Here is a 17,496-nt window from a genome sequence, read left to right as displayed (position 1 = left end):
AGGTATAGACATGGCAGCACACGAGATGGAGCGCGGGCTCAAGCCCAGCTGGATATGGGCCTTCCCCGCAGCCTCCCTTGTCGCTCTGGTTTTGAGCCTGCTGGTGACCGGCTCAAACGCCGGTACCGACCTAGCGGACGCCGGCGCCCTGGTGCGCTGGGGCCTGCCGGTAGCTGAGAGCCTACAAAACTTCTCGATGGCAGCGACCATGGGCTCCCTTGTCTTTGCCTTAGGGGTGGTGCCCCGCTTCCTCGATTCGGCGCGGGGTCGGGTCAAGGTCAATATGGCTCACGCAACCGATGCGGCTCAGCGGCAGAAGAACCTGCACCGCACCGAACACCCGGCCTTCACTCGCACCCTGACACTGGCGTCCGCTGCCGCTATCACCTGGACTATCGCCGCCATCGCGGTGCTCATTTTCAGTTACGCCGATATCTCGGGCCGGTCGCCATCGGGCGGAGCCGACTACACCTCGGAACTCATCAGCTACATCACCACCATCGACTCGGGTAAGCAGGAGGCCACCAGCATCATCGTGGCTGCCACCGCGGCCACCCTGGTCTTTGCGGTGCGCTCACTCACCGGTCTGCTGCTGACCCTGGGCCTGTCGCTGGTCGGCATCGTGGCTATGGCCCTGGGCGGCCACTCATCGGGCGGTGATGACCACATGGGCGCGGTGAACTCCCTGGGCCTGCACCTGCTCGGTGTGGTGCTCTGGTGCGGTGGGCTCATGGTGCTGGCTTTTATCTCCCGCGACATTACCGGCGAGGACGCGGGCACCGGCACTCTGGCTGAGGGGCAGCGGGGTGCGGCATCGGCGTCCGCCCGTCGTGTGCCCCTGGCTGTAGCGGTGCTGCGCCGCTATTCCGTGCTGGCCCTTTTCGGGTTCGTGCTGGTGGTGCTCTCAGGCGTGGTCAACGCCCTGGTGCGAATGAACAGCCTGGGGGATCTTTTTACGACCACCTACGGGGCGCTGGTACTGGCCAAGCTCATGCTCACCCTGGTGCTGGGTGCCTTCGGCGTGGTGCACCGCCTGCGCCTGATACCCATGATGCAATCCGGGCTTACCAGCGCTGCCCACGGTCTCTGGTACGCCATCGCCTGCGAGCTGGTGCTCATGGGCGCAACCAGCGGCCTAGCTGTTTCCCTCTCTCGCACCCCGCCGCCCGCACCCGAAACCCTGGATGCCGGTGCCGAGCCCGTCCGCATCATCACCCTCTACGACATGCCGCCAGAACCGCATGTTGCCGAGTGGTTTACCCAGTGGCGTTTTGACTGGTTCTGGGTGGCCTTCATCGGTTTCGCAGCCTTCGCCTACCTCTGGGCGCTGATTAAGGTGCGGCGTGCAGGCGGCCACTGGCCCCTTGCCCGTGCCCTTTCCTGGTTCCTGGGCCTCTTCGTGCTGCTCTACATCACCTGCGGGGCTCTGGCCGTCTACTCCATGGTGCTTTTCTCGGTGCACATGGTGGAGCACATGCTCCTGACCATGGTCTGCCCCATCTTCCTGGTACTCGGTGCCCCCGTCACCCTGCTACTGCGCGCCCTCGAACCCCGCCAGGACGGCACCCGCGGGCCCCGCGAATGGATTCTGCGCCTGGTGCACTCGGGCTGGTCCAAGGTGATTACCAACCCCATCTTCGCGGCCGTCAACTTCGCCGGGTCGATCGTGATTGTCTACTTCACCCCCCTCTTCGGGGTGATGCTGCGCTACCACGTGGGCCACGAGTTCATGCTGATTCACTTTTTAATAACCGGCTATATCTTCAGCCTGGTACTCATCGGCATCGACCCCATTCCCAACCGCCCCACCTACCCCATGCGCCTTATCATGATTATCGCGACCCTGGGCTATCACGCCTTTGTGGGTATCTCGATTATGCAGATGGACACCCTGCTACAGGCCTCCTGGTTCGGTAACCTGGGCCGCCCCTGGGGCCTACCTGCCATTGATGACCAGAAGCTGGGTGGCTCGCTCATGTGGGCGATCGGCGAGATACCCACCATGATTATTGCCGTTGCGGTGGCGGTGCAGTGGTCCATGAACGATAAGAAGATACAAAAGCGCATCGACCGCCAGGCTGACCGCGATGGGGACGCCGAGCTCAACGCCTATAACGACATGTTTGCGCAGCTGGCAGAAAAGGACGCCCGCCGCTAGATCCCTGCGAGGGGGAGGGGCGTATCTGAGTAGACGAAGGCCCGGGCAGGTACCTGCCCGGGCCTTCGTCTGTCTTTTTCCCCTATGAGGTTTTGCGCTAGGAGGCCTGGCTCCAGGGCTGAACAGGCTGGTCGCTTGACTCAGCCGGTTCGGCAAAGCGGGTGCCGCCGGAGGCTGACTGGCTGCTCGTTGAGGGAATGGTGGGAATCGGGCCGCTCAGCGGGCTGACCTGCTCTAGGCGGGCAGAAATCTGAGAGATTTTCTCAAACAGGGGCGATGACGAGGGAGCTGCAGTGTGCTGGGTCATCAGAAGCCTCCAAACATCGTAAAGGTGGGGTTAGATTGGGTCGGGGCAGAGCGGGAAAACTCTGGTGCCGAACCGAAGGTCTCTTTAATCTAACCACCCTAAGACAGGCATTTTCTTTCGTTTACCTGGGAGAACCCTTGAAAAAAGACCGCTTGGGGGACAAGCTGGGGCGGGTACCCCCGGTTTCTGGGCTGCTCTTAGAGTGCCGCTGGCCCGGGGTGTCCCCTAAAAATCTTAGCGATGTGATGAAACAGTCGTACTATGACGATGGGTGAAGGCGCCCAGGGCAGCAAGCACCACAGCAACCGTGACCGATATGAGCACCTCTAGACGATGGGCCTCGGTGACACCCATATAGACCAGCAGGGCTAAAAGACCCACGATGAGGATGTAGTTGATGACGCCGCTTCCCCCTGCCCCTGCTAACCTGCGGCTCCGCAGATGGGAGACCGCCACAATCAGCCAGACAAAGATGCCAACCCCGCCAGTGGAGTTCACCAGCAGGGAGAAGACCTGCTCGGGCATGAAATAGTTGAGGGCCACCGACACCACCCCGATAAGAGACGAGAGCACAATGGCGTTGCGGGGCGCCCGGGTACTAGAAACGCGGGAAAAGGCGCGCGGGGCGTCCCCCTGTTCTGCCAGGGCAAAGACCATGCGCGAGGCAGCATAAAGACTAGCGTTCAAGCACGACAGCAGGGCCGTGAGCACCACAATATTCATGGCCAACCCGGCATAAGGAATACCCAGGGCCTCAAACATGGTCACAAAGGGAGAAGAACCCGCCGTCACCATCGTCCAAGGAATCACCAGCAGAGTCACCGCAATAGACCCCACATAGAAGAAAAGCACCCGGAAAATCACCGACCGCACCGCCTTAGCCACAGCAACCGCAGGGTTACTAGACTCACCGGCTGCCACCGTGGCAATCTCAGCCCCAAACATCGAAAAAATCACCGCTAACAGGGCGGTAAAAATCGCGCCCACACCGTTAGCAAAGAAGCCGCCCCCCGCCGTGTAGTTAGCAAAGGACGCCGTGGAGTTAGGGATCAGCCCCAGCACAGCCAGCAGACCCACCACAATAATCACGGCAATCGCCCCAATCTTGATGGAGGAAAACCAGAACTCCGCCTCACCGTAAGAGCGCACCGACAGCAGATTCAAACCCATAAAAGCCAGAACCAACACCAGAGCCACCAGCCACTGCGGAGCCGCCGGCCACCAGCCACTCACAATAGTGGCCGCAGCCGTAGCCTCAATCGCCACCGTCACCGACCAAAACCACCAGTACAACCAGCCCACCGAGAACCCAGCCCACCGGCCAATATAGCGACGGGCATAGACAGAAAAAGACCCCGTCTCAGGAGTCCGGGCAGCCATCTCACCCAGCATCCGCATCACCAGCACCAACACCGTGCCAGCCAGCAGATAGGTCACAATAACAGCAGGGCCCGCCGTCACAATAGCCGTCGACGAAGCCACCAACAGGCCAGCACCAATCGCCCCGCCCATAGCAATCATCGACAGATGCCGCGGCTGCAAAGACCGGGCCAAACGGGTATCAGATACCGGCTGCTTTATCTCGCGTGTAAGCGTCACACATACCTTCTTGATATACAGCGCACCCACATGTGCGCACCTGCTTTAACCACCGGCGTCCGCAAAAACTTCCCGCCCGCGCACCCGGCGGCAGCTGCAGATAATCCTAACCGTTACGCAAGTGTTACGCACAGTTGAGTTCTATGACGCCGCCACCTACACACAGCGCAACAAATGCCCCTGCCCCCGACAGCCCACTAGGCTGTTGCATGAGGTTTATTCAAAAGGTTTCGCAGACTCACGCTCGCTGCCGACCCTCTCGCCGGTTCGCTTCGCTCACAAGCGATTCACGCCAGCCGCCGAGCCAGCAGCTTCGCTGTGAGTCTGCTCCACCTTCCACATCAATAAGACTCGATAACTTATTCTGCGCCGGAGCCGCGCACCACAGAAGGAGAACCATGGCAGAGAATGCAGCCGCACGCCAGACCAAAGTCCGCGCCTCAGAACTCGTCGGCCGAGGCTGGCTCAACACCGGCGACAAGCAGCTTTCCCTCGAAAGCCTGCGCGGAAAAATCGTCATCCTCGACTTCTGGACCTTCTGCTGCATGAACTGCCTGCATGTGCTCGATGAGCTGCGCCCCCTCGAAGAAGAATTCGCAGACGTCCTCGTTACCGTCGGCGTGCACTCACCCAAGTTCGAACACGAAGCCGACCCGGTGGCGCTCGCCGCCGCCGTCGACCGCTACGACATCACCCACCCCGTGCTCGACGACCCCAACCTGGACACCTGGAACGCCTACACCGCCCGCGCCTGGCCCACCCTGGTTGTCGTTGACCCCGAAGGCTACATCGTTGCCCACCTCTCCGGTGAGGGCCACGTTAAGGGCCTGACCTCCCTGGTGCGCGAGCTCGTCGAAGAGCACGAGGCCAAGGGCACCCTGCACCGCGGCGACGGCCCCTACGTGCCCCGCCCCAAGCCCCAGGGCACCTTCGCTTTCCCCGGCAAGGCCCTGGCCCTACCCGAAGACCTGGCAGGACGCCCCGGCACCTACCTGGTCACCGACACCGCCCGCCACCGCCTGGTGCAGGTCGAGGGTGACCTTGAAACCCCCCTGGCCAGCTTCGGCGGCCCCGAGAAGGGCTACGCGGACGGCGACGCCGCCACCGTCCGCTTCAACGAGCCCCAGGGCCTGGCCCTGGTTCCTGCCGAGCTTCGTGAGAGCCTGGGTGCGGACGTCCTCATTGCCGACTCCGTCAACCACCGTATTCGCGGCCTGCGCCTGGCTGACGGAACCGTCACCACCCTGGCTGGCTCCGGCGTCCAGCGCCTGATCGACGGCGATACCGCCCGAACCGACCCCAACTTTATTGCTGAGGGAGCCGACCCCCTCACCGTTGCCCTCTCTTCCCCCTGGGACCTGGTCTACTCCCGTGAAGCTGCCGCCTTCCTCATCGCCATGGCAGGCACCCACCAGATTTTCAGCTTTGACCCGGTCACCGGCCAGCTGGCCGTCTTTGCAGGCACCGGCGCAGAAGGACTTAAGGACGGGGCCGCCGCGGACTCCTGGTTCGCCCAGTCCTCCGGCATCATCGAAGCCCGCGACGGCTCCATCTGGGTCGCAGACTCCGAAACCTCAGCCCTGCGCCAGATCACCTTTGAGAACGGCGCAGCTACCGTTAGCTCCGCTGTGGGCATCGGCCTCTTCGACTTCGGCTTCGTGGACGGCACCCGTAAGGACGCCCGCATGCAGCACTGCCTGGGCCTCACCGAACTGCCCGACGGCTCCATCGCCATCGCCGACACCTACAACGGCGCTATCCGCCGGTTCGACCCGGCAACCGGCACCCTGGGCACCCTGGACCGTGGCTTTGCCGAGCCGTCCGACCTGCTGGTCGAAGAGACCGAGGACGGCGGCGCCCGCCTCATCGTCGTGGAAGCCAACGCCCACCAGCTGGTGCGCGTCGCTATTCCCGAGGCCATGCAGCACGTGGACGAAGGGGCCTCCCAGGTCACCCGTAAATCCACCCAGCTGACCGGTGGAACCCTGGACTTCACCGCCCGCTTCACCGCTCCCACCGGCCAGAAGCTCGATACCCGCTGGGGCGACCCCACCCAGCTTAAGATTTCATCTACCCCCGAGAACTTCATCCTCGAAGGTGCTGGAACCTCCCAGGGCTTGACCCGCCACCTGGTACTCAACCCCGAGATCACCGAGGCCGTCCTGCATATCACCGCTCGTGCCGCTGCCTGCGACGGTGAGCCCGGCGGGGAAATCCCCGACCACGCTGCCTGCCACCTCTACCAGCAGGACTGGGGCCTGCCCGTCATCGTCACCGGTGACGATGCAGACGAGGCCCACCTGGTGCTCGATTTGCGCGGGGTGAACTAGGCAAAAGTGACGTTTAGTCAGCGGGGGGTAAAGGTGAGAGTCTCCCCGCTGGCAGAGAGCGAACCAGCCAGGGTAAAAGGAACTGTCTCGGTGACCTGCTGGGTCTTGCCCGTATAGAGGTCAAGCTCGGTAAAGGAAATCTCTGCCTCACCACTGCTCTTACCCAGGGCCCACTTGCCCCCGGCCAAAGTCACCTCTGGCTGGGGGTACTTTGTGATAAGCCAGGTCACATCGCCGTCCACTCGACCTGAAAAGTCGTACTCAAAGGGGCAGCCGGTGGGGTAGAGGGAACTCTGCGCGGCACAGGTATCAAGATAGGTCTTAATCTGCTGCTGAACCGAGGTTACCGCAGTTTCAGAAGGGGTGAGTTCTATAGCGAGGGTGGACGGCTCACTACTGGGAGCCGTCACATCGACCGTCTGCGACCCAGCGGTATACAGTGCTGACTCATAGGTGACCGTATAAGAGCCGGGGTAGAGCACCGCAAACTCGCGGGAGCCACCCTCAACCGCCACCTTAGTGTTATTGAGGGTAGCTGCCTCTACCGAATTCGAGGTAATTTCCACGGTCGGCAGTTCACCGGCGTCAATCTGCCACTGGTCAAAGACTCCCCAGTGGGAGCCCACCTTATGCAGATAGAAGTCCGTGCTACCAGCCTGCCCATCGAGGGTATAGGTGACGGTCACGGTGGCCCGCTCCCCGCCGTCCGTCACGGTGACAGTTTCGGTCGAAAGATCTTTGAGACCGGCAAAGGAGGCCTGCAGGGCATCCCCATCGAGCATAGCGGCGCTGGCATCAGGAACCTGGGCACCCAAGATACCCAGGGCCTTAGAACCGTCGCCCTCCCGCACCGCAGCGAAGTAGGCGCGCACCTGCCCCTGCGGCCCGTAGACCAGACGGTTAATGAGGGCTAAAGAAACAAGAGCGATAAAAAGCGCGGCAAGGACGCCCAACAACCACCAGGCTAAAACACGGTCTACTGAAGATCTAAAATGCACCCTTTAAATGTAGCTCACACGCGCTTACGCCCCGTTTGGGCGGTACTGCCGATAGAGTAGAGCCATGGCAGAACACGCTCACCAGGTACCCGATAAATACGGGGCCGTCACGAAGATCTTTCACCCCCGAATCAACTCCTACCACCGCCGTCTCATCGCGGGTGTACCCGCGGGTGTGCTGGCTTTAGCCTGCATCTGGTTCATGGTGGCCAAGCGCCCCACCCCGGTCTTTATGGTGCTTCTGGGCCTGATTACCCTGGGTGCCCTCTTTGCTATCTACTCCACCCTGCGCCCTCAGATTGTGGTTAAGACCGAAACCCACGTGCTGAGCGGACGCCTGTTCGGATGGCAGGCTGCCGAGCTCAGCTCGATTTCTCAGACAGTCTTCACTGAGCGTCTCACCCCCCGCCAGGCAGCGGGCAAGGAGCTAACCGGCATGGCAGCTTTGCGCTACAAGGGGGTGCCTGCCCTCTGGGCCGTGAACGCCAAGGGCAAGCGTGTTTTCCGCCTTGACGGGCGTATCTGGGACGCCAAAACCCTGCGCTCCATCGCCACCGCAATTGCCCCCCAGACCACCGTCTACCAGGTTATCAACGTGACCCAGATGAACAAGCAGCACCCCGGCCTGGTGACCTTCAACGAGCTGCACCCCGGCTGGAAGTCCACCACCGTGGGCGTCATCTCCCTGCTCTTCCTGCTGGCCCTAGCCGTTGCTGCCGTGCTCCCGGAAGAGACCCTGCAGCAGTTCAATATCCTGTAGAAGCGCTCACTGATATAACAGAGCCCGGGCTTCCCCTTACTCAGGGAAGCCCGGGCTTTAGCGTACCTGCTCGAAATACACCCTAGAGCTATTGGCGGTCGTTAGCGATAATCTCGTACTCTGAGTCAGACTCATCATCTGCGCTCTCTATGTCTGCCTCTACGAGAGAGTCGTAGTCGGCATTAATTTCAGCAATGATGTCTTCCACAAAATTCATTACCTTCTTGCCGCCAAAGACCGGGCCGCCGGCCAGAAGACCGTCTGCCCCCAGGGCAACAGCGCCAGGAGTGCCCTTGCCAAAGAGGCTCTGAGTCTTAAAGCCGGGGTCAACAAAGACCTGGATATCGCCGGTGAAACTGAAACGGTCGATATCGGAGTCGTTAGAGACTACCGGGTGGATACCCAACATGGGCAGCTGCTGCTGCCACTCATCGATTTTGTCGATAACTTCGTGGCAGTGCCCGCAACCGGGGGAAACAAAGAGAAGAACTCTAGCCTGTTGCAGCGCTAGCTCGCGGAGGCTGGTTTGTTCTCCCGAACCCGAAGGGAGGGAACGATTCTCATGGGGGTAGTAAAGGGCAGCAAAAGGCACAGGGGTGCGGACGTACTCGCCCTCCTCATCTACGGGGGACTCGAGGGCAGGGGCGGTCGTCTCTTCCTCGGCAACGGGAACCAGCTCGGAGCGGTAGATAGCCCAGAGGGTCAGCGACGCTATACCAGCACCAATCACCCAGAGCCAACCATTAGCATCTAGAGCCAGGAGCATAGTGAGGGCTGACCCACCAGTATTCAACGCACCGATGAGAGCGCCACAGGCTGCTACTAAGAGAGCTGTATTGCGCACCAGAGTATACGCCGAGACCGGGGCCGTAGACGCTGACCCGAAACAGTTACAGCTAGCGGTATTACCCTGCACCACAGCCCGAGCAATTACTGCCCAATAGCCGATAAAAAGTACCAGCGCCGCGATAGCAGCTAGGACCTGAAGAATACCGGGGGCAAAGAAAAGGACGGCTGCCAGAGCTAGTTCGGCCCAGGGCAGGATTCGGGCAAACGGCTTGATAGGTAGCCACTGATCCAACTTGAGGTTGACGATAGCTGTCACCGTGCTGGTGGGCTCTTTAGCCTTGGCGTAACCGCTCACAGCCAGTGTCACAATAACGGTGAGCGTGCACAGCACTAGGGGAGTCATAGTCTGCTTTCATGCGAGTGAAGTATAAGATGCTTTGCTCTTAAGGGTACGCTTCTTCCCCGCAATGACAGGGGTGCACTACGCCACGCTGTATGTAGAGCGTCAGCCCGGTGCTGTTGAAGTGCGGTATTTTTGAAGTGTGCTATTTTCTGATCAGGATATCCGCAAAGAAATTGATGCCGGGCGAATTGCCCTAGAGCCCTACGACCCGTCGATGATTCAGCCCGCCTCGGTGGACGTGCGCATTGACCGCTTTTTCAGGCTCTTCGACAACCACAAGTACCCCTACATCGACCCTTCACAGGAGCAGGAAGACCTCACCCGCCTGGTAGAGGTTGCACCCGATGAGCCCTTCATTCTGCACCCGGGTGAATTCGTGCTGGGTGCAACCTACGAGAAGGTCACCCTGCCAGATAATATTGCTGCCCGACTGGAGGGTAAGTCTTCACTAGGACGTCTGGGGCTGCTGACCCATTCCACCGCGGGTTTTATTGACCCCGGGTTCTCAGGCCATGTGACCCTGGAACTGTCGAATATGGCGACCCTTCCCATTATGCTATGGCCCGGTTCTAAGGTGGGCCAGCTTTGCTTCTTCCAGCTCACCAGCGCAACCGAGCACCCCTATGGTTCAGGTGCCTACGGCAACCGCTACCAGGGGCAGCGCGGTCCTACCGCTTCGCGTAGCTACCTGAACTTCCATAAAACCCTCATCCCTACCGATACCCCGACCAGCTAAGGAGTCATATGCGCGGTCTGTTGCTTCATCCCGCTGATGTTCCGGTGCTTGTGGTCTTTGAGGACGCTTCAGACCGGCTCTGGGAGGACTCCTTACGTGCCTGGGGGTCCCTTGCACCGCAGATTATTGACCCCGTCGCGGATGCCGATGCGGAGGGCGTCCGTCTGGTCGTGCTGAGCCAGCGTCCTTCCACTGAGGTTCTAGAAGCCTACCCGCAGGCTCTTGAGCTGACTTCCATTGACAGTTCAGACGAAGCGCTTGCCGCAGAGCGTCTGACGGTACATGTGACGATGCACCTGCTCAAGGCTCATGCAGGCAGTAAACATCTGCTGCATGCAGCTGTGCTAGGAGACGCTGAGAGTGGGCAAGCCGTGGGGCTGGTAGCTGCTTCTGGCACCGGCAAGACCACCGCAGCCAGCGTCCTGGGTGCTTCCCTTGCTTATCTCAGCGATGAGACAGCCGTGATCAACATCGATGATCTGAGCATTATGCCCTACCCCAAGCCCCTCTCGGTGATAGAGACGGCACATGCTCCGAAGGTGCAGTATGACCCGGCTCAACGGGGTCTCAAGGTCGCTGCGCCCGGTAGCACCTATACTCTCTCGCACCTGGTGATTCTTGACCGGGATAAGACCGGGAAGGCGCCGGTGAGTTGGGAACGTCTTCCGCTAGATGATGCCCTTTTTGCGATTATCTTGCAGTCGTCCGGGGTGCAGCAGATGCCGCAAGGGTTGGGGGAGCTGGCCCGTCTCATCAACCGCGTGGGTGGAGCTATCAAACTGACCTACAGCGAGATTACTGAGACGCTCCCTTTCTTCCGAGACCTACTTGCGGGGCAGCTGGATATCCCGCCGCTTACCCCAGATTTCGAGTACCTGTGTACTCCTGAACCTGTCACTGATGGGCTAAGTAGCGAAAATCTTTATCAGCGGGTAGCTGGCACCGAGGGCCTGGCGGTGGAGGATAGCTTCTTGCTCACCACATCAGGTAGGCTCTCACGTATCTCTATTATCGGTTGGGATATCTGGTCCTTCCTAGAAACTCCCCACCGTGCAGATGATATTTACGCGGCTATGGTTGAGCTTTACGGAGATATCGCCCGCCCTGATTTTGATGCAACCTTGCGAGGCATGGTCGCTGGGCAGATGATCGAGGTCATCCGCCACTCTGACGCCCCTGAAGACGCTCCGATTCCGGATAGCCGAACCTAGGTCGGTAAGGGCTTACCTGACGGTGGTTACCTGCGGGTCCTTGATGGGGATCATCAGAAGCAGACCTGCGAGGAGCACGATGATGATGCCGACGATGCCCCAGATTTGGCTGCCCATGAGGGTGACGAAGATGCCGAAGAGGGCAGGGGCCAGGAAGCTGGCTGCGCGGCCGGTGGTGGAGTAGAGCCCGTAAATCTCACCTTCCTGGCCTTCCTCGACCAGGCGCCCCAGGTAGGAGCGGGCCGCTGACTGAGCCGGGCCGACAAAGGCGCACAGGGCGAGGCCGCAGACCCAGAACATGGTGGTGGATGGCCATACCAGCAGGGGGACGGCTACCGCGATGAGGGCTACCAGCGAGAAGATAATGACGCGTTTGGGGCCAAAACGGTCGTCGAAGAAACCGCCCAGCATGGCCCCTGCTCCTGCCACGATATTGCCGAAGATGGCAAAGATAATTACCTGGTTGGTACTAAAGCCGAAGGAACCTGCTGCGAGGATGCCGCCGAAGGTGAAGATACCGTTGAGGCCGTCGCGGAAAACAGCGGACGACACCAGGAAGTAGAGGGTCGTGGGGGCCTGCCGGTAGAGCCTGACGACGGTGGCGAAAAGCTGTTTGTAGGAGGCAAGAATCCCGGTACGGGGGGCGTCCGGACGCACCGCCTGCGGCAGGGAGCGCACCTTGAGAATCAGGGGCAGGGAGAAAACTAGAGCCCAGGCCGCCGAGAAGAGGGCAACAGCGCGGACGTTGAGGGCGCCGTCCTCCGTAATACCTAGCAGGCCGGGGGAGATAAACCCTAAGAGCACAAGGAGCAGGGCTACGATGCCGCCGAAATAGCCAGCTGCCCACCCGGTTCCGCTCATTTTGCCGATGGTATCTCGGGTGGAGATGGTGGGCAGGATAGCGTTGTAGTTGACCACGGCGAACTCATTGACCAGGTTGCCCAGGGCCAGCAGAGCCACACCCCAGATAAGGTAGTCAGGGGAGGGAGCTACGAAGAAGCACAGAGCCATCAGAAGCACCAGGAGCAGGCTGTTGACGGTCAGCCAGAGGCCGCGGCGACCGGTCACGTCGGCCCGCTGGCCCGAGAGCGGGGCAAGTAGGGCGATGAAGAAACCTGCGATGGTGAGACCGGCGGAGAGGACAGCCGAGGTGTGATCGGTGCTGCCAAAGCTGGAGCTGGTGAGGTAGACCGTGAAGACGAAGGTCGTCATGATCGCGTTGAAGCTGGCGTTGCCCACATCCCACAGGGTCCAGGCGAAGAAGGTGGAGCGGGAGGCAGGGGCGGTAGCGGTGGCGCTGCCGGGTGCTGGTGTGGTCATGGCTATATGCTATCGGCCCGGTTGCTGCTTGTGGCCTGTGAAACGGTTAAATGACGGTAAAAGTAAAGGCTGGCCCCGCTCTCCACTGAGCGGAGCCAGCCTTGCAGGCGGGACTACCGGCCGGGTTTAGACCTCAGCCTGGTTGCCTGATCCGGCCTTTGCTTCAATCTTGTGCTGGGCCCGGGTGATGCTGACCTTGATGACGGTGCCGACCAGGCCGGTGATGAGGGACCAGAGGATGATATCGCGCCAGCGCTCATCGTCGTCGGGGTTATTGGCGGGGGGCTCGTTGCCGGTAATCTTGGTCCAGGTTGCACCCAGGACCTTGTTGGCCAGGGCAACGCCGCCGAGTGAGGCAGCGGTTCCTGCGATCTTGATGAGGGGGTTCATGAGGTTCCCTTTCGGTAGCTGATGGAGGCTCTACAGAGAGCTACTGGCACTAACACTATCAGTACTGTGTAAATGTGGGCAGCTAGAAGCGGCTTCTGTCATAAAAGTTTGTATCTTTTCTTTGCCCGGCTGACCTGCCTATACTACAAAGGCGTTCAGAAGGAACGTCCGCCCACGGCGGAAACGACAGGGGAGCGCCCACGCGGGGCGCTGAGAGTGCACATGCAGACCCTCGAACCTGATCCGGTTAGTACCGGCGCTAGGGAGTCGAAAAGAACGGCAGGCTGTCGCTTGCCTGTGCATGCCCCCTTTGCTGTACCACACCAAAGGAAGGCTTATGTCTAAGAAAGCTGCGCTGACATGGCGCGTTAACGATATCGTAGTAGCCTCTGTGCTGGCTGTTGCCTGCGCTGTGCTCTTCTGGGCCTGGAATAACGGCGGCTACAACATGGCCCAAACCGCCTTGGCCCTAGCCCCCGAGTACGCCTCGCTGGTGGGCGGCACCTGGCTGATTGCGGGCGTCCTTGGCGGCTATATCATCCGCAAGCCCGGCGCTGCCCTCTATACCGAGCTTCTGGCTGCGGTGATCTCTATGCTGCTGGGCAGTAGCTACTCTGTGGCCATCATTCTTTCCGGCATTATTCAGGGCTTGGGCACCGAGTTGGTTTTCCTGCTCTTTGCCTACCGGGTCTGGAACCTGGGCACTGCCCTGCTGGCCGGTGCTTCTGCCGGTGCCTTTATGAGTATTTCTGAGCTCTTTATCTACTATGCGGGCGTTTTTGAGGGCTCCAAGGCTGTCACCTACGCGGTGTGCGGCATTATCTCAGGTACCCTGCTCGCTGGTCTGGTCTCCTGGCTGCTCACCCGCGCCCTGGTAACGACCGGTGTGCTGGACTCCCTGGCGGCAGGCCGCAATCGTAGTCGCCGTCGTGCCGCTTCACCCAGCCCCCGGGCTTAGGGCGGGAGCGGACGCGTGCAGGTAGAGCAGGGGGCCCGTTTTGTGGCCCGTGGATTCGGCTGGCATCACCCCGGGCGGGCCGACCCCGCTTTTTCGGGGCTGGACTTCGAGATCCCCCCGGGGCAGAAGGTGCTCCTGGTGGGCCCATCAGGTGCCGGTAAATCCACTCTCCTGCACGCTATGGCTGGCCTGCTAGTTGATGAGGACGGCGAGACCCAGCTAGGTGAGCTGACCGTTAACGGGCAGGCGCCCACCGAGGTTCGCGGGGTCTGTGGGCTTATGCAGCAGGACCCCGAAAGCTCGGTGGTGCTAGCTCGCGTGGGTGACGATGTTGCTTTCGGCCCCGAAAACCTGGGCGTGCCCCGGGAGGAGATTTGGGGGCGCGTGCAGTGGGCCCTCGACGCTGTGGGGCTAGGAAACCTGCCCCTTGACCGCTCTACGTCCGCTTTGTCTGGTGGCCAGAAACAGCGACTGGGCCTGGCCGGAATTTTGGCCATGCACCCTGGCGCCCTGCTGCTCGATGAACCCACCGCCAACCTCGATCCTGCCGGCGTGCTGGAGGTGCGCGACGCCGTCCTTGCTGCCGCCGCAGCATCGGGGGCAACCCTGCTGGTGATTGAACACCGAGTGGGAATCTGGGCTGAACACGTAGACCGCATCCTGGTCCTGGACGCCAAGGGCGGAATCAGCCATGATGGGCCCCCTCAGCAGGTGCTTGACCAAGCCCGCGAGCAGCTCATTGCCGGTGGGGTGTGGGTGCCCGGCTATGTGCCCCACCCGCCCCGGGCAGGGCAGGTGGGGGCGGACGTCCGCCCCGGGCAGGGTACGGACGAGCCCTCCCCGCTGCTTGAGGCCCGCGAGGTGGGCCTGACCCGGCAGCTACCTACCCGTCGCCAGCGCAAGGAGCGCTCCCGCGCTATCGCCGCGGGGCAGGTGCCTACCCTCGATCTGCCCACCCTGGCTAGTGGAATCAACCTGACCCTTTCGTCCGGGGAGCACCTGGCTCTGCTGGGGCCCAACGGGGCCGGGAAGTCGACTCTGGCGCTGACCCTTGCCGGGCTAATCTACCCGGCTGCTGGGCAGGTCTACGCCCATGAGGCACTCACCGCGGGCCTACGCGCCCGGCACCGCAGCTCCGATCCGGCTAGCTGGCCCGCTGCCGAGCTGGCCGACCGTATTGGTCTGGTCTTCCAGGAGCCGGAGCAACAGTTCCTTGCCCCCACCGTGCGCGCAGAACTAGAGTTTGGCCCCCGGCACCTGGCCCGTGTGCGCAGGGAGAAGATTGATGAAGACCGGCTGGCTGCCCGTACAGATGAGCTCCTTGCCCGCCTGCGCCTTACCGACCTGGCCGACGCCAACCCCTTCACCCTCTCGGGTGGTGAAAAACGGCGGCTGTCGGTAGCCACAGCCCTGGCCACCGAACCGACTATCCTGGTGCTTGATGAACCTACCTTCGGGCAGGACGCCACCACCTGGGCCGAGCTCGTCACCCTTATCAAAGAACTGCTCGACCGGGGGCTGGCCGTTATTTCGGTAACCCACGATACAGACTATGTAGCTGCCCTTGGCGGTACGCGCCTGACCCTGCAGAAAGCGGAACCCACCCATGGCTCTTGACCTTTTCGCGCTAGGCCCTGCCCACCGTAGCCGCGCCGGAAAGCTCAACGCGGGCACCAAACTGCTGGCTACCTTCCTGCTATCGATAGGGCTGCTGCTCATCAAAGACTGGGGCACAGCCCTGGTGGTCTTTGCTCTTGAACTGGCCCTGCTCAAAGCCTGGGGCGTGCAGCCGTTCGCCCTGTTGGCCCGTTTCTGGCCCCTGCTGATTGGCACCCTGCTCACCGGCTGGTCCACCTCGCTGATTGCCGATAAAACGGGGGAGACGGTGCTCCAGGTGGGGTTTATCTGGATTACCACCGACTCCCTTGCCATGGGTATCTCCCTGATGATTCGTGGCCTGGCCCTGATTCTGCCCAGCCTCTTGCTTATCACCACCACTGACCCCACCCACCTGGGCGACTCCCTGGCACAGACGGCTAAACTGCCGGCCCGCTTCGTCCTGGCAGCCCTGGCCGCCCTACGCCTGCTGGGGCTCATGTTCAGCGAATGGCACACCCTGGGGCAGGCACGGCGGGCGCGGGGACTGGGGGCAAGCGACTCCCTGCTCCGCCGCGTCCGCACCCTGGCCGGGCAAACCTTCGCCCTGCTGGTACAGGCTATCCGGCGCGGCACCCGCCTGGCTGTCACCATGGAAGCCCGCGGCTTCGGTGCCGGGCCCCGCACCTGGGCCCGCGTTCCCGTCTATAGCAGGGACGATTCGATCTTCCTGCTGTGCTGTCTGGGAACGCTCATCATCGGCTACGTGACATCGGGCCTTGCTGGCACCCTCACCTGGGTGTGGCAGTAAAAATATGACCTAAAAAGTCCAAAAATCTTTGAGAAAGCCCCACCGCCCGCGTTAGAGTGAAAGCGTGTACCCGGTCACCAGGCCCCACGCTGGATGACCTCGGGCCAACGACTCCGAGCCTCCGACCAGAGGGCTCGAAGAACGCTCGCATCGTACGCGGTGCTCGCATCAGGTGCTCCCGCCCCGCAGCCCCTAACGCCAGGTTGCCGCGGGAGCATCAGCGTTAAGGGTTAGGCTTGGAAGTATGACTACAACCGTTGTGATGCTAACCAAAGAAAACCCCGCCGGTGAGCTGGTTGACGCCACCGCCCCCCTCATCAACATCGAAGACCAGGGGCTGACCCGCGGCGACGGCGTCTTTGAAACCATGCTGGCCGCTAACCGCCGCGTCCGTAAATTTGAAGCCCACCTGACCCGTCTGGCCGGTTCCGCCCGCCTGCTCGACCTGCCCCTGCCCGCTGAAGATAACCTGCGGGCTGCCGTGCAGCTGGCCGTCGATGCCGCTGCCCAGGGGCCCCAGACCGTGCTGGGTGAAGAGCACACCGTCAAAATCATCATTTCCCGCGGTACCGTTGAAGCCGGCCCCCACGCCTGGGTGACCGTGGCCCCGTCCTCACCCACGATTCTGCGTCAGCGCGAGCAGGGGGTGCGGGCCATGCTTCTGCCGCGCGGCCACGACCCCGCCGAAGATTCCGCCTACCCCTGGCTCCTGGCCGGAGCCAAGACCCTCTCCTACGCCATCAATATGTCAGTACTGCGCTACGTGGGCAAACACGGTGCGGACGACGCCATCTGGGTGACCGACGACCGCCGCATTCTTGAGGGGGCAACCTCATCGGTAATCGTTGCCAAGACCGAAGGGCAGAAGAAGGTGCTCTACACCCCCGAACCGGCCCACGGTATTCTGCCCGGCACCACCCAGGGCGCTATCTTTGCGGGCGCTCGCGCAGCCGGGTGGGAGCTCGGCTACGGGCCCCTCTACCCCCAGGACCTGCTGGAGGCGGACGCCGTGTGGCTGGCGTCCTCGGTACGTCTACTGGCGCCGGTTACCCACCTTAACGGAACCCCCGTGGCCACCGATAAGGAACTGACCGAAGAACTGCTGGGCTATCTGGCGCGCGGTTAACGGT

Annotated in this window: 15 protein-coding genes and 1 riboswitch; of the genes, 9 read left to right on the top strand and 6 right to left on the bottom strand. The window is 61.6% G+C overall.

The window, feature by feature from the left end:
- Window positions 1-10: 10 nt before the first annotated feature.
- A complete protein-coding gene (locus L6758_RS09230; protein ID WP_237205717.1) occupies window positions 11-2,158 on the top strand; it encodes a cytochrome c oxidase assembly protein in 2,148 nt (715 codons plus the stop codon).
- Between the two features lie 97 nt (window positions 2,159-2,255).
- Here L6758_RS09230 and L6758_RS09225 read toward each other — a convergent pair whose 3' ends face one another.
- The gene (locus L6758_RS09225; protein ID WP_237205716.1) at window positions 2,256-2,465 is read right to left on the bottom strand and encodes a hypothetical protein; all 210 of its coding nucleotides are present in this window, start codon (window positions 2,463-2,465) and stop codon (window positions 2,256-2,258) included.
- Window positions 2,466-2,699: 234 nt separating this feature from the next.
- The gene (locus tag L6758_RS09220; RefSeq protein WP_237205715.1) at window positions 2,700-4,064 is read right to left on the bottom strand and encodes an amino acid permease; all 1,365 of its coding nucleotides are present in this window, start codon (window positions 4,062-4,064) and stop codon (window positions 2,700-2,702) included.
- Window positions 4,065-4,462: 398 nt separating this feature from the next.
- Between L6758_RS09220 and L6758_RS09215 the strand changes: the two genes are divergently transcribed.
- Window positions 4,463-6,394 carry an NHL domain-containing thioredoxin family protein gene (locus tag L6758_RS09215; RefSeq protein ID WP_237205714.1) on the top strand — a complete coding sequence of 644 codons (1,932 nt, stop codon included), beginning with the start codon at window positions 4,463-4,465 and terminating at the stop codon, window positions 6,392-6,394.
- Window positions 6,395-6,411: 17 nt separating this feature from the next.
- On the opposite strand, the gene L6758_RS09210 is transcribed toward L6758_RS09215, so the two are convergent.
- Entirely contained in the window at window positions 6,412-7,347 is a 936-nt protein-coding gene (locus tag L6758_RS09210) for a hypothetical protein (RefSeq protein ID WP_237218646.1), read from the bottom strand.
- Window positions 7,348-7,456: 109 nt separating this feature from the next.
- On the opposite strand from L6758_RS09210, the gene L6758_RS09205 reads away from it, so the two are divergent.
- A complete protein-coding gene (locus L6758_RS09205) occupies window positions 7,457-8,152 on the top strand; it encodes a hypothetical protein (protein ID WP_237205712.1) in 696 nt (231 codons plus the stop codon).
- A gap of 88 nt (window positions 8,153-8,240) precedes the next feature.
- On the opposite strand, the gene L6758_RS09200 is transcribed toward L6758_RS09205, so the two are convergent.
- Window positions 8,241-9,344, bottom strand: a complete 1,104-nt coding sequence (locus L6758_RS09200; RefSeq protein ID WP_237205711.1) for a MauE/DoxX family redox-associated membrane protein — start codon at window positions 9,342-9,344, stop codon at window positions 8,241-8,243.
- Between the two features lie 139 nt (window positions 9,345-9,483).
- Here L6758_RS09200 and dcd point away from each other — a divergent pair, with 139 nt between their 5' ends.
- Window positions 9,484-10,080, top strand: coding sequence for a dCTP deaminase (gene dcd, locus L6758_RS09195; RefSeq protein ID WP_237197066.1), 597 nt, complete (start codon window positions 9,484-9,486; stop codon window positions 10,078-10,080).
- Between the two features lie 8 nt (window positions 10,081-10,088).
- Complete coding sequence (locus tag L6758_RS09190) at window positions 10,089-11,291, top strand: hypothetical protein (protein WP_237205710.1); 1,203 nt, start codon at window positions 10,089-10,091, stop codon at window positions 11,289-11,291.
- 12 nt (window positions 11,292-11,303) lie between these two features.
- Here the strand turns inward: L6758_RS09190 and L6758_RS09185 are convergent, their stop codons facing one another.
- Window positions 11,304-12,611, bottom strand: a complete 1,308-nt coding sequence (locus L6758_RS09185) for an MFS transporter (protein ID WP_237205709.1) — start codon at window positions 12,609-12,611, stop codon at window positions 11,304-11,306.
- A gap of 126 nt (window positions 12,612-12,737) precedes the next feature.
- Window positions 12,738-13,001: a DUF4235 domain-containing protein gene (locus tag L6758_RS09180; RefSeq protein WP_185173499.1), complete on the bottom strand. Its 264-nt coding sequence runs from the start codon at window positions 12,999-13,001 to the stop codon at window positions 12,738-12,740.
- Window positions 13,002-13,179: 178 nt separating this feature from the next.
- Window positions 13,180-13,284, top strand: a riboswitch (TPP riboswitch).
- Between the two features lie 54 nt (window positions 13,285-13,338).
- On the opposite strand from L6758_RS09180, the gene L6758_RS09175 reads away from it, so the two are divergent.
- The 4 genes from L6758_RS09175 to L6758_RS09160 all read left to right on the top strand — a co-directional run bounded on the left by L6758_RS09175 (window position 13,339) and on the right by L6758_RS09160 (window position 17,492).
- Window positions 13,339-13,959 carry an ECF transporter S component gene (locus L6758_RS09175; protein ID WP_237205708.1) on the top strand — a complete coding sequence of 207 codons (621 nt, stop codon included), beginning with the start codon at window positions 13,339-13,341 and terminating at the stop codon, window positions 13,957-13,959.
- Between the two features lie 15 nt (window positions 13,960-13,974).
- Window positions 13,975-15,576, top strand: a complete 1,602-nt coding sequence (locus L6758_RS09170) for an ABC transporter ATP-binding protein (RefSeq protein WP_237205707.1) — start codon at window positions 13,975-13,977, stop codon at window positions 15,574-15,576.
- On the top strand, window positions 15,566-16,366 hold the full coding sequence (locus L6758_RS09165; RefSeq protein WP_237205706.1) for an energy-coupling factor transporter transmembrane component T family protein: 801 nt from the start codon (window positions 15,566-15,568) through the stop codon (window positions 16,364-16,366). Before L6758_RS09170 ends, L6758_RS09165 begins: the two co-directional genes overlap by 11 nt.
- Window positions 16,367-16,610: 244 nt before the next feature.
- The gene (locus L6758_RS09160) at window positions 16,611-17,492 is read left to right on the top strand and encodes an aminotransferase class IV (protein WP_237198780.1); all 882 of its coding nucleotides are present in this window, start codon (window positions 16,611-16,613) and stop codon (window positions 17,490-17,492) included.
- Window positions 17,493-17,496: the final 4 nt, after the last annotated feature.

The sequence above is a fragment of the Rothia nasimurium genome (genome assembly GCF_928382285.1).
Taxonomy (GTDB): Bacteria; Actinomycetota; Actinomycetes; order Actinomycetales; family Micrococcaceae; genus Rothia; species Rothia nasimurium_E.
Note: the sequence above shows the minus strand (reverse complement) of the source record. Positions and strands in the feature narration are given on the sequence as shown.